The sequence below is a fragment of the Pseudooceanicola pacificus genome (assembly GCF_009789075.1).
In the GTDB taxonomy this organism is placed as follows: Bacteria; Pseudomonadota; Alphaproteobacteria; order Rhodobacterales; family Rhodobacteraceae; genus Pseudooceanicola; species Pseudooceanicola pacificus.
Genome location: NZ_WNXQ01000013.1, coordinates 23,365 through 35,580, shown reverse-complemented (window position 1 = coordinate 35,580; position 12,216 = coordinate 23,365). Strand labels below are relative to the sequence as shown.

12 protein-coding genes and 1 tRNA gene are annotated in these 12,216 nt (G+C 67.8%); 1 reads left to right on the top strand and 12 read right to left on the bottom strand.

The window, feature by feature from the left end; all coding sequences use genetic code 11:
• Window positions 1–105: 105 nt before the first annotated feature.
• Window positions 106–179 (bottom strand) — tRNA-Arg (locus GLS40_RS16520).
• Between the two features lie 123 nt (window positions 180–302).
• Window positions 303–2,480, bottom strand: a complete 2,178-nt coding sequence (gene uvrB, locus GLS40_RS16515) for an excinuclease ABC subunit UvrB (protein ID WP_160383765.1) — start codon at window positions 2,478–2,480, stop codon at window positions 303–305.
• 456 nt (window positions 2,481–2,936) lie between these two features.
• Between uvrB and GLS40_RS16510 the strand changes: the two genes are divergently transcribed.
• The gene (locus tag GLS40_RS16510) at window positions 2,937–3,248 is read left to right on the top strand and encodes an ETC complex I subunit (RefSeq protein ID WP_160383764.1); all 312 of its coding nucleotides are present in this window, start codon (window positions 2,937–2,939) and stop codon (window positions 3,246–3,248) included.
• Between the two features lie 124 nt (window positions 3,249–3,372).
• On the opposite strand, the gene GLS40_RS16505 is transcribed toward GLS40_RS16510, so the two are convergent.
• From GLS40_RS16505 to pobA, 10 genes are all read right to left on the bottom strand, one after another.
• Window positions 3,373–3,657, bottom strand: a complete 285-nt coding sequence (locus tag GLS40_RS16505) for an ArsR/SmtB family transcription factor (protein ID WP_160383805.1) — start codon at window positions 3,655–3,657, stop codon at window positions 3,373–3,375.
• Between the two features lie 104 nt (window positions 3,658–3,761).
• Entirely contained in the window at window positions 3,762–4,994 is a 1,233-nt protein-coding gene (locus tag GLS40_RS16500) for a mandelate racemase/muconate lactonizing enzyme family protein (RefSeq protein ID WP_160383763.1), read from the bottom strand.
• Window positions 4,991–6,073 (bottom strand): zinc-binding dehydrogenase, encoded by a 1,083-nt coding sequence (locus GLS40_RS16495; protein WP_160383762.1) that lies wholly within the window; start codon window positions 6,071–6,073, stop codon window positions 4,991–4,993. The genes GLS40_RS16500 and GLS40_RS16495 overlap by 4 nt, the downstream gene beginning before the upstream one ends.
• A 445-nt stretch (window positions 6,074–6,518) precedes the next feature.
• Window positions 6,519–7,841 carry a lyase family protein gene (locus tag GLS40_RS16490; RefSeq protein WP_160383761.1) on the bottom strand — a complete coding sequence of 441 codons (1,323 nt, stop codon included), beginning with the start codon at window positions 7,839–7,841 and terminating at the stop codon, window positions 6,519–6,521.
• Window positions 7,841–8,545, bottom strand: a complete 705-nt coding sequence (locus GLS40_RS16485) for an alpha/beta fold hydrolase (RefSeq protein ID WP_160383760.1) — start codon at window positions 8,543–8,545, stop codon at window positions 7,841–7,843. The genes GLS40_RS16490 and GLS40_RS16485 overlap by 1 nt, the downstream gene beginning before the upstream one ends.
• The gene (gene pcaG, locus GLS40_RS16480) at window positions 8,545–9,144 is read right to left on the bottom strand and encodes a protocatechuate 3,4-dioxygenase subunit alpha (RefSeq protein WP_160383759.1); all 600 of its coding nucleotides are present in this window, start codon (window positions 9,142–9,144) and stop codon (window positions 8,545–8,547) included. The genes GLS40_RS16485 and pcaG overlap by 1 nt, the downstream gene beginning before the upstream one ends.
• A gap of 1 nt (window position 9,145) precedes the next feature.
• A complete protein-coding gene (gene pcaH / locus GLS40_RS16475; RefSeq protein ID WP_160383758.1) occupies window positions 9,146–9,874 on the bottom strand; it encodes a protocatechuate 3,4-dioxygenase subunit beta in 729 nt (242 codons plus the stop codon).
• Window positions 9,871–10,257 (bottom strand): 4-carboxymuconolactone decarboxylase, encoded by a 387-nt coding sequence (pcaC, locus tag GLS40_RS16470; protein ID WP_160383757.1) that lies wholly within the window; start codon window positions 10,255–10,257, stop codon window positions 9,871–9,873. The genes pcaH and pcaC overlap by 4 nt, the downstream gene beginning before the upstream one ends.
• Window positions 10,250–11,038, bottom strand: a complete 789-nt coding sequence (gene pcaD, locus GLS40_RS16465; protein WP_160383756.1) for a 3-oxoadipate enol-lactonase — start codon at window positions 11,036–11,038, stop codon at window positions 10,250–10,252. Before pcaD ends, pcaC begins: the two co-directional genes overlap by 8 nt.
• The gene (gene pobA, locus GLS40_RS16460; protein ID WP_160383755.1) at window positions 11,038–12,204 is read right to left on the bottom strand and encodes a 4-hydroxybenzoate 3-monooxygenase; all 1,167 of its coding nucleotides are present in this window, start codon (window positions 12,202–12,204) and stop codon (window positions 11,038–11,040) included. The genes pcaD and pobA overlap by 1 nt, the downstream gene beginning before the upstream one ends.
• Window positions 12,205–12,216: the final 12 nt, after the last annotated feature.

The window sequence follows — 12,216 nt, the reverse complement described above, 5'->3', positions numbered from 1 at the left end:
CGAAGGGCCGTTTCCCGCCCATGCAGTCCGGCGGCCATCACGGGGCCACGGGGTGAGTCCCTCTAGGGACCTGTGCGGCAGAGTTGGCAAAAACCCTGCGCGGCGCGACCCGCCGAGGACTTGAACCCCGAACCTAGTGCTTAGAAGGCACTTGCTCTATCCAGTTGAGCTAGCGGGTCAGACGCGCATGCCGTTGGTTTAGCCCAATGATCTGGCTGCCGCAATCGAGCATGCCGGGTCTGCGCCCAGGGCGCGGGAATTTCCGGCGACCGCCGCCAGGGCGCGTCGCCGCCCCAACGCTGCTACCGCTTCCGCCGCTTGACGTTGCCGCCATGCTGGCCCGGCCGACCGGCTGTCGAGCGGCCGCGTTTGCCCACGGCCTCTTCCGCCGCCTTCTCGACGGCCTGCTGGCGCGCCAGGGGGTCGTCGGCCACCGCGAGGTCGACCGCCTCCAGGCGCTTGACCTCGTCCCGCAGGCGGGCGGCTTCCTCGAACTCCAGGTTCTCGGCCGCCTTGCGCATGTCGGCGCGCAGCCCGTCCAGATGGGCCTGCAGGTTGCCGCCGTAAAGCGGCTTTTCGACCTGGGCCGTCACGCGGTTCATGTCGACATCGCCGCGATAGAGCCCGGCGAGGATATCCTCGACGTTCTTGCGCACGGTGGCCGGGGTGATGCCGTGTTCGATGTTGTAGGCCACCTGCTTTTCGCGGCGGCGGTCGGTTTCGGCCAGCGCGCGCTCCATCGACCCGGTGATGCGGTCGGCATACATGATCACCCGCCCGTCGGCGTTCCGCGCGGCCCGCCCGATGGTCTGGATCAGCGAGGTTTCAGAGCGCAGGAAGCCCTCCTTGTCGGCGTCCAGAATGGCCACCAGCCCGCATTCCGGGATGTCGAGCCCCTCGCGCAGCAGGTTGATCCCGATCAGCACGTCGAAGGCGCCAAGCCGCAGGTCGCGCAGGATTTCGATCCGCTCCAGCGTGTCGATGTCGGAATGCATGTAGCGCACGCGGATGCCCTGTTCGTGCATGTATTCCGTCAGATCCTCGGCCATGCGCTTGGTCAGGGTGGTGCAGAGCGTGCGATAGCCGTCGGCGGCGACCTTGCGCACCTCGTCCAGCAGGTCGTCGACCTGCATCTGCACCGGCCGGATCTCGACCTGAGGATCCAGCAGGCCGGTGGGGCGGATGACCTGTTCGGTGAAGACGCCGCCGGTCTGCTCCATCTCCCAGCTGCCGGGGGTGGCGCTGACATAGACCGATTGCGGGCGCATCGCGTCCCATTCCTCGAATTTCAGCGGGCGGTTGTCCATGCAGGAGGGCAGGCGGAACCCGTGTTCGGCCAGGGTGAACTTGCGCCGGTAGTCGCCCCGGTACATGCCGCCGATCTGGGGCACCGAGACGTGGCTTTCGTCGGCAAAGACGATGGCGTTGTCGGGGATGAATTCGAACAGGGTGGGCGGCGGTTCGCCGGGCGCGCGGCCGGTCAGGTAGCGCGAATAGTTCTCGATCCCGTTGCAGACGCCGGTCGCCTCCAGCATCTCGATGTCGAAATTGGTCCGCTGTTCCAGCCGCTGCGCCTCCAGCAGCTTGCCCTCGCCGACCAGCTGGTCGAGCCGCTGGCGCAGCTCTTTGCGGATGCTGATGATCGCCTGCTGCATCGTCGGCTTGGGCGTCACGTAATGGCTGTTGGCATAGACGCGGACCTGCTGGAACGTGTCCGTCTTCTGGCCGGTCAGGGCGTCGAATTCGACAATAGATTCAAGTTCTTCGCCAAAGAACGACAGCCGCCAGGCGCGATCTTCCAGGTGCGCCGGAAAAATTTCGAGACTGTCGCCCCGCACCCGGAAGGACCCGCGCTGGAACGCCTGGTCGTTGCGTTTGTACTGCTGGGCCACGAGATCGGCGATGACCTGCCGCTGATCGTAGGTCGACCCGACCTTGAGGTCCTGGATCATCGCACCATAGGTTTCGACCGAGCCGATGCCGTAGATGCAGGACACCGAGGCGACGATGATCACGTCGTCACGCTCCAGCAGCGCCCGGGTGGCCGAGTGGCGCATCCGGTCGATCTGTTCGTTGATCTGGGATTCCTTCTCGATATAGGTGTCCGAGCGCGGCACATAGGCCTCGGGCTGGTAGTAATCGTAGAAGCTGACGAAATACTCCACCGCGTTATCGGGAAAGAAGCCCTTGAACTCGCCATACAGCTGGGCGGCCAGGGTCTTGTTCGGGGCAAGGATGATCGCGGGGCGCTGCGTCTCCTCGATGACCTTGGCCATGGTGAAGGTCTTGCCGGTGCCGGTCGCGCCCAGCAGGACCTGGTCGCGCTCGCCCGCCTCGATCCCCTGCGTCAGCTCGGCGATGGCGGTGGGCTGGTCGCCCGCGGCGCTGAATTCGGTCTTCATCACCAGCCGCCGCCCGCCTTCCAGCTTCAGGCGCGTGCGGACATCTTCGGCGGGGGCGTGCAGGGCGGTCTCGGACATCGGTGATTCCTTTCGCGGCTATAGTTTGGTCTGTTTTTGTTCCGCTTCAACCCCGGCACTGACAGGCGATGCATCACCCGCAGGATTCGCGTTCCGGGGGGCCGCTGATTCCCCACGCCGGCGCATGGGGACGCGAATTGGCGTCAGCCGGGAGCTCTGCGCCCGCACAATGACCCCGGTTGACGTGAATATGCATCTGCGTCAACCATTCCAAGTCCATGAAATCATGGGGATTTCATCCGCACGTTTCATTCGCTGAAAAAAATGTACTTGCGAAGTGCATTTTGCTGCCGCAGCATTCACGGGCAAGCAGCAGTCTCTGGTCGCCTTTCAGCTTGCGTTACCCACCCCTCGCTCCCCGCGAGTCGGAGGGCGACCAGGGCGCATTTGCCACCGATTTCCACCTTGCCGCTGGACGCGTTTTTTCAGATAACCGTCAGGCCAGAGGAGAACGCCATGCCCGCTCGCATCTACCGCCCCGCAAAGACCGCCATGCAATCCGGCACCGGCCGGACCAAGCAGTGGATCCTGGACTATGTCGCGGACAGCGCGCGCGAGGTCGATCCGCTGATGGGCTGGACCTCGTCGACCGACACCCAGGCCCAGGTGCGCCTGCGGTTCGACACCAAGGAGGCGGCGCTGGACTATGCCCGCGACAACGGCATCGATGCCGTGGTGACCGATCCGCACAGCCGCAAGCCCAACGTCCGCCCCGGCGGCTATGGCGAGAACTTCGCCACCAACCGCCGCGCGGTCTGGACCCACTGATATCGCCGTGACGGTATCTTGCGCAGGCGGCTTCGGCCGCCTGTTTTCGTTTGCGCGTCTCCAGGTCGATTGCCCCCGCCACTTGCGCGGGTTTTGAACGGGGCACGCCCCGCCGCCGCGCCCCTCACTTCGGCTGGCAGAACATCCGGTACAGCAGCTCGATCACTTCGGAAGTATTGGCGTCGGCCAGCCGGTAATAGACCGTCTTGCCATCGCGCCGGGTCGCGACAAAGCCTTCCTCGCGCAGGCGGGCGAGCATCTGGCTGACGGCGGCCTGGCGGATATCGAGCAGGGCTTCCAGCTCGCTCACTGATTTCTCGCCCTCGCCGAGGTGGCACAGGATCATCAGCCGCCCCTCATGCGCCAGCGTCTTGAGGTAGCTGGCCGCCGCCGCGGCGTTCCGGGCCATCTCGCCCGGCGGCGCAGGGGAAACCGTGGTGTCTGGCACGTCGGCAGGTTCCTTGTTCCAGTTGCTGGAGGGTTTATCACGCTCCGCGCAGCTTGGCGAGGTTGTCATGGCGCGTCAGACGGCGCCCCGCCCTGGAACCGGTTCTCGCGCGCGTAATCGCAGGGCGCTTCCTGCATCTGCAGATGCAGCTGGTCGCCGGTATAGGGATGGGCGCGGGCGAGATCCTCGTCGATCTCGATCCCCAGGCCGGCGGTCTGCGGCACCACCACATGGCCCGCGTCGACGGTGATGGAGTTCCTGGACAGCGCCGCGTGGAACGGCGTTTCGATGGTTTCCACCATCAGCAGGTTCGGAATGGCGGCCGCGAACTGGATGTTCGCCGCCCATTCCACCGGGCCGCAGTAGAAATGCGGGGCAACCTGGACGTTGAACGCCTCGGCCATCGCGGCAATCTTCTTGGCCTCCCAGATCCCGCCCGCGCGGCCCAGGGCCGGTTGCAGGATGCCGGCCGCGCCGGATCGCAGGACGGCGGCGAATTCCGCCTTGGTCGTCAGCCGCTCGCCGGTCGCCACGGGGATCGAGGTATGCCGCGCCACCTCGGCCATCGAGGGCAGGTCGTCCGGCGGCACGGGTTCCTCGAACCAGAGCGGCGCATAGGGTTCCAGCGCCCGGGCCATGCGGATCGCGCCCGCGGTCGAGAACTGCCCATGCGTGCCGAACAGCAGGTCGGCCCGGTCGCCCACGGCCTGGCGGATCGCGTGGCAGAAATTGACCGAGCGGGTGATGTCCGACATCGCGGGCATATGCCCGCCCCGGATCGTATAGGGCCCGGCCGGGTCGAATTTCACCGCCGTATAGCCGCGCGCCAGCAGGTCCTGGGCGCTTTCGGCGGCCATGTCCGGGTCGTTCCAGAAATCGGCCACCGGATGATGGGGCAGGGGGTAGAGGTAGGAATAGGCCCGCAGACGGTCCTGCATCGCCCCGCCGATCAGCGCATGCACCGGCCGTTCGCGATGCTTGCCGAGGATGTCCCAGCAGGCCATTTCCAGCCCCGAGAACGCGCCCATCACCGTCAGGTCGGGCCGTTGGGTGAAGCCGGCGGAATAGGCCCGGCGGAACATCAGCTCGACATTCTCGGGGTTCTCGCCCGCCATGTGCCGGGTGAAGACGTCGGTGATGACGCCGGTCATCGCCTCGGGCCCGACCGAGGCGGCGTAGCATTCGCCCCAGCCGTGGAGTCCGGTGTCGGTGGTGACCTTCACAAGGATCCAGTAGCGCCCGCCCCAGCCCGGAGCGGGCGGGGCGGTCACGATGATATCGAGCGTGTCGAGCTTCACTTCAGGATGACGACGTTGCGCCGCGCGGTCCCGGACTTGGTGCTTTCGATGGCGTCGTTTATCTCGTCCAGCCTGTAGCGGCCCGAGATCAGCTCATCCAGCTTCAGCCGGCCCTGCTTGTACATGTCGACGATCCACGGGATGTCGCGCTTGATCACCATGTCCCCCATCTTGGAACCGACGATGGCCTGGCCCTGGTTCGCCATGATCAGCGGCGAGTAGGTCGAGACCTTGTCGCCATGCGGCATGCCGACCATCACCACCTTGCCGCCCCAGCCCAGGTAGCGCGGCGCCTGGTCATAGACCTGCGCGACCCCCACGGTCACCAGCACGGCATCGGCGCCACGGCCGAGGATCTTCTTGACCTCGGCCCAGGGTTTGCCCTCGGCCAGCACCACATCCGTCGCGCCGAATTCCCGGGCGATCTCCAGCTTCTCGGGCAGCATGTCCACGGCGACCACGCGGCGCGCGCCCGCGATGACGGCGCCCTGGATCGCGTTCAGGCCGACACCGCCGGCGCCGATCACCACCACGTCCTGGCCGACCTGGATATCGGCGGCAAAGACCGCCGCGCCCACGCCGGTGACCACACCGCATGAAATCAACGCGGCCACGTCCTTGCCGATATCGGCGGGGATGACGCAGAGCTGGCTCTGATCCACCACGACCTTTTCGGCAAAGGCCCCGGCGGCCATCGCGCGCATCACGGGCTTGCCGTCCTGCTTGATCGGGCCGCCTTCGAAATTGTCGACCGGGGTCTCGCAGATCGTGGGTCTGCCGCTCTGGCAGGTGGTGCAATGGCCGCAGGCGTGGATCAGCGTGACGCAGACGCTGTCGCCAATCTTGATGCCATGCACCGCCTCGCCCACGGCGGTGACGATGCCCGCCGCCTCGTGCCCGTAGACCGCCGGCAGCTGACCGCCAAAGCCGCCCTGCTGGTAGCTGATGTCGGAATGGCAAATCGCGACGGCCTCGATCTCGACCTCGACCTCGCCCATCTTCGGCGCCTCAAGCGTCACCTCTTCGATGACGAGCGGGGCCCCGAATTCGTGGCACACGGCCGCCTTGATCGTCTGCATGGCTGTTCCTCCCATTGCCTGGCACATCTGTCCGTCCCTGATCACATGATGCAAGTGCGAAATTCAATTCCGCAATGGGCGGTGACCTTGCGTCACATCCCCGCGCCCCGGGGCCGGGCGCGCAGAACGACCGCAATCCCGGGCGCGGCCAGCGGGATCGACAGGGCAAAGGGCCCGCCCGGCATGCAGAGCGGCGCGCCACGGCTCCGGCTCCCGCAAGGCGCGGCGCCCCGAAGCGCCCGCTGCCGGCTTCACGCCCCGCCCCCGGGACACTCGACCGCCGCCGACCTTCGGCCCGCAGGGCACCCCCCGGCTTCATCTCGTCAAAAATACTCCCGCCGGAGGCGTCCGCACCCGCACCCCGCGCCAGGGCCAGACCAATGCGCCGGACCTCGCCGATGTCGCCTGCCCCACGTAAAGGACAGCGGGCGACCCCGCCCGGCGATCAGAGCGCCCGGACCGCCCGCGCGAATCCGCGCGCCTCGCCCGGTGCCTCGCCCAGCTGTTGGCGCGCGTCGAAGACACCGCCCAGCTCCACCTCCGGCCAGGTCTCGCCCGCCAGCGCGGCCAGCGGCCGGCCTTCCTTGGCCACCCGTTTGCAGATCTCCTTGACCGCGGCCTGCGCTTCGGGGCGGCCCATGTGCTCGGCCAGGCGGAAACTCAGCGCCTCGGCGTGGATCACCCCGCCATTGAGCTCCAGCGCCTCCGCCATCGCCCCGGGCACCGGCTCGACCCGCAGGCCCCGGGCCGTCTCCACCGCCGAGGCCGCGCAGAGGCACAGCTGCGGCAGGCTCAGCCATTCGGTGAACCAGGCCCCGCCGTCGCGCTCCTGCCGGGGGGCGCCCGCCGACAGCAGCGCCCCGTTCAGCGCAACCGCCTGACGCGCCAGCGCGATCAGCACCGAGGGGGCCACCGGGTTCTGTTTCTGCGGCATGGTCGAGGAGCCGCCAGAGGTGCCAAGGCGCAGCTCGCCGATGCCCGACTGGGTCAGCAGCACCAGATCCTCGCCCATCTTGGCCAGCGCCGTGGCGACGCGGGCCAGCCAGCCGGCGATGCGCAGCACCGGCCCGCGATCCGCGTGCCAGCTGCGCCCCGGATCGCCAAGGCCAAGCCCTTCGGCCAGCGCCGCGCGCAGCGCCCCGGCCTGCGGCCCGAAGGCCGCCCCGGTCCCCGCCGCCCCCGAGAGCGAGACCCAGAGCGCGCTGCGCCGCAGCGCCTCCAGCTCGGCGACCAGCTCGACCAGGGGCCAGCCCCAATGCGCCACGACCGAGCCGAAGCTGACCGCCGTGGCGTGCTGGCCATAGGTCCGGCCCGGCATCGGCAGTTCGGCATGGGTCTCGGCCAGGGCGGCCAGGTCGGACAGCAGCGCGCGCAGGTCGCGCTCCAGCAGCACCAGAAGCTGCCGCAGGCGCAGCATCAGGCCGGTGTCGTGGATATCCTGCGAGGTCGCGCCCCAGTGCAGATATTGTGCATGTTCCGGCGCCTGCATCTCCTTGCGGAAGGCTGCGACCAGCCCGGGCACCGGCACGCCGTTCTGCGCGGTGGCCGTGGCCAGCCCGCTGGGGTCGAGCGTGATTTCCAGCGTTGCGCGGTGGATGGCTGCGGCCGAGATCTCGGGGATCAGCCCCATCCGGCCCTGCACCTTGGCCAGCGTGCCCTCGACCAGCAGCATCGCCCTGACCTCGGCGCTGTCGGTGAACAGCCGCCCGGCCTCGCCCGCGCCGAAGAGCTTGCCGTAAAGCCCGCTGTCAAAGACCGAGCCCGCCATCAGGCCGCCGCCGCCGCGATCAGCCCGGCCAGCCGCGCGGGTGTCGAAAGGAAGGGCGAATGCCCGGTTGCGATGTCGTGCAGCGCCGCGCAACCCGCCCGCGCCATGCGGGCCTGGTCATTGGCGGGGATGATCCGGTCTTCGGTGCAGCGGACATAGGTCTTGGGCACAGCGGCAAAGGCTGTCCCGAGGCGGATCGCCTCGCGGTGGGGGGCGTTGGGTTCCGGGCAGACCATGCTCAGCGCCCAGTCGGCATCCGCGGGTGCCACGCCATTGTAGAGCAGATCCGCCGCGCCCGCGGTGTCGAAGATATAGCCGTTGCCGTCCAGCGCGCGGGCAAAGCGCGCGGGCGCGTCCGTCGGTTCCAGCCCGCGCATCTTGCCCACCAGCGTGTCGCCGTCCTGCGGCAGCAGGGCTGCGACATAGACCAGTCCCCGCACCTTGTCCGGCGCGGCCTCGGCGGCGGCGGAGATCGAAAACCCCCCGGCGGAATGGCCCACCAGCAGCGCCCCGTCGCCCGCCGCGTTCAGGATCGCCGCCGCGTGATCGCCCAGCGTCAGCGTGGCGGCGTCGCGGGTGTCGCCCGCGCGCCCGGGCATGTCGAGCGCCAGGGCCTCGTGCCCCAGGGCCTCCAGCGCGGGGATCACGTCGCGCCAGCACCAGGCCCCGTGGCAGGCGCCGTGGATCAGCAGGATGCGGGCCATCAGATGTCCAGAAAGACCGTTTCGCCCGTGCCCTGCAGCACGATGTCGAAACGGTATTCCCCGGGTCCGGTCCGCTTTGCGATCAGCGTGTCGACGCGGGGGCGCTGCTCGATCCGCTTCAGCAGCGGGTCGGCGGTATTGTCCTCGTCCTCGAAGTAGATCCGCGTCTGCAACCCGATGTTGATCCCCCGCGCGGTGATCCAGAGCGAGACATGCGGCGCCTGCATCGCGTCGCCCCGTGCGGGTACGGCGCCGGGTTTCACGGTCTTCAGCGTCCAGAACCCGCTGTCGCCATCCGCCGCGAAGCGGGCAAAGCCCGAGACCGCCGGATCCGCGCCCGCCTGCCCGGGGAACAGGCCCGCCGCATCCGGCTGCCAGCTTTCGATCATCGCGTCGCGCAGCGCCCAGCCGGTGCCGTCGATGACCTGCCCGGTGATGGTGATCGCCTCGCCTTTGGCCCCGTCCGAAACAGGCGACAGGCCAAGGTCCTCGGGGTAGATGCCGCCCAGCCCCGCGAAGGAGGGGATGCAGCCGATATGCACATAGGGCCCGGCGGTCTGCGACGCGGTTTCTGTCAGGGTGTCCAGCGGTTGCACCATGTCACATCCCCTCGGGCTTGTTCTCGAACATCGTCTGGCGGCGGCCGCGCAGCACGATGTCGAACTTGTAGGCCAGGAAGTCCATCGGCCGCGATTTCGCCATGTCCAGCGGCGCGACGAGGCGGTCCAGCTGGCTGCGGTCGCGGATCGTGGCCGCGATCGGGCAGCGGGCGATCAGGGGATCGCCCTCGAAATACATCTGCGAGATCAGGCGCTGCCCGAAGGAATGCCCGAAGATCGAGAAGTGGATATGCATCGGCCGCCAGTCGTTCGCCCGGTTGGGCCAGGGATAGGCGCCGGGGCGGATGGTCAGGAATTCGTAATACCCGGCCTCATCCGTCAGGGTGCGCCCGCAGCCGCCGAAATTGGCATCGAGCGGGGCAAAGTAGCTGTCCTTGACATGGCGGTAACGCCCGCCCGCATTGGCCTGCCAGATCTCGACCAGGGTATGGGGCACCGGGCGGGCGAATTCGTCCAGCACGCGGCCATGCACCAGGATGCGTTCGCCCACGGCGGGCGCGGCGCCCTTGGTCCAGTTCAGGATCAGGTTGTTGTCGAGCGCGCCGATCAGCCCGTGGCCGAAGCGGGGGCCGTGTTCCTCGGAGGGGGTGGATTCCATCGACAGCAGCGGCAGGTTCGGCGACCGGGTGACGCTGGTCTTGTAATCGGGGTCATAGGCCGGCGGATGCGCGGCGCGGTTGCGCGGGACGAGGGGGCCGAGGTCGGTCATTCGCTCTCCAGTTCGGCATAGATCTGCTTGGCCAGCTTGAAGGCGTGATTGGCGCGCGGCACCCCGGCATAGATCGCCACGTGGTGCAGGACCTCGCGGATGTCGTCCTGGGTGGCGCCGGTGTTCACCGTGGCGCGCAGGTGCAGCTGGAATTCCTCGAAATTGCCCAGGCCCGCCAGCAGGGCGAGGGTGATCATCGAGCGTTCGCGCTTGCTGATCGCGTCCGAGGGCCAGACCGTGCCCCATGCGCTTTCGGTGATCAGATCGACAAAGGCGCCGTCGAAATCGCTGCGCGCGACCATCGAGCGGTCGACATGGGCGTCGCCCAGAACCGAACGGCGGGTCTTTTCGCCGATGGCGCGGCGGTCGGGGGTGTCAGACATGGCCCGTTCCCTTGATGAAGTCGTTGAGGATCCTGGCGTATTCCTCGGGCTGTTCGACGCAGGGCAGGTGGCCCGCCTTGCGGATCAGCGCGAAGCGCGAGCCGGGGATCAGGTCGATGGTCTCGCGCACCAGGTCGGGCGGGGTGGACCCGTCCTCGCTGCCCGCGATGCCAAGCGCGGGGATCCGCAGGCTGGCGGTCGGGGTGTAGAAATCCGTGCCCGAGATCGCGGCGGAACAGCCGGCATAGCCTTCGTCGGGGGTGCGGGTCAGCATGTTGCGCCAGGCGGTGAATTCGTCGGTCCGGTGAAAGGCCGGGGCGAACCAGCGGGTCATCACCGCATCGGCCAGCGACTCGATCCCGCCGGCCTTGACCGCCGCGATGCGTTCGTCCCACATCTCCTTGGTGCCGATCTTGGCGCCGGAGTTCGAGATCACGACCGCCCGCACCAGGTCGGGCCGCTTGACCGACAGGCCCTGCGCGATCATCCCGCCAATCGACAGCCCGACAAAGAGCGCGTCCCTGACCCCGAGGTGGTCCATCAGCCGTTCGACATCGTTGACCAGTGCGCCCATCGAATAGGGCGCGGGCGGGCAGCTCGACAGGCCGTGCCCGCGCTTGTCGTACCGGATGATGCGCAGCCCGGCGGGCAAGGCGGGGACGATCTTGTCCCACAGCCGCAGATCGGTGCCGAGCGAGTTGGAAAAGACGATCGGCGGGCCCGAGGGGTCCCCCTCGTCGGTATAGTGCAGCTTCACGTCTCCGAGGTCGGCAACCAGCATCAGAACGGCAATCCTACGTAGTTCTCGGCGAAGCTGTAGCGCGCCGCGTCCGAGGTCTTCAGATAGTCCAGCTCGGCCTCCTGCATCCGCTGGTCAAAGGCCGAGAGGCTCGGGAACAGATGCGTCATCCGGGTCAGCGTCCAGGAGAAGCGTTCCGCCTTCCAGACCCGCGCCAGGGCCTTTTCGGAATAGCGGTCGATCCCTTCGTCGTCGCCGGCGTAGTGCTGCACCAGCCCTTCGTACAAGTAGTGCACGTCCGACACCGCAAGGTTCAACCCCTTCGCGCCGGTCGGGGGCACGATATGCGCGGCGTCGCCGACCAGGAACAGGCGGCCCCATCGCATCGGTTCGGCGACGAAGGAACGCAGCGGCGCGATGCTCTTTTCGATGCTGGGGCCGGTGACGATGCTGTCGGCGGCGTCCTCGGGAATGCGGCGTTTCAGCTCGTCCCAGAAGGTCGCGTCGTCCCATTGCTCCACAGTGTCGGTCAGCGGGACCTGCACGTAATAGCGCGACAGGTTGGCATTGCGCATCGAGCAGAGCGCAAAGCCCCGGGCGTGCTGTGCATAGATCAGCTCTTCGCTGACCGGCGGCGTTTCCGAGAGGATTCCCAGCCAGCCAAAGGGATAGACCCGTTCGTATTCGCGCAGCACGCTGTCGGGGATGGTCTTGCGGGACACGCCGTGGAACCCGTCGCAGCCCGCGACGAAATCGCAGTCCAGCCGGTGTTCCGTTCCGTCCTTGACCCAGGTGACATAGGGCGCTTCGCTGTCGGCATCGTGGATGGTCACGCCCTCGGCTTCCTCGATCACCGCACCGCCCATGGCGTCGCGCGCGGCGTAGAGGTCGCGGGTCATCTCGGTCTGGCCGTAGATCATCACCTGCTTGCCGGTCTTCTTGACGAAGTCGATGCGGAACCCCTCGTTCCGGCAGGCCAGATAGGTGCCGTCGTGGGGATAGCCCTCGGCCAGGGCGCGCTCGGCCACACCGGCCTGGCGCAGCATGTCGAGGCTGCCGGATTCCAGCACCCCGGCGCGGATCCGCGACAGCACATAGTCGCGGCTGCGGCGTTCGATGACAACCGTGTCGATACCCGCACGGTGCAGCAACTGGGACAGGAGCAGACCAGACGGCCCGCCGCCGATGATGGCGATCTGAGTACGCAAGACGGTCCTCCC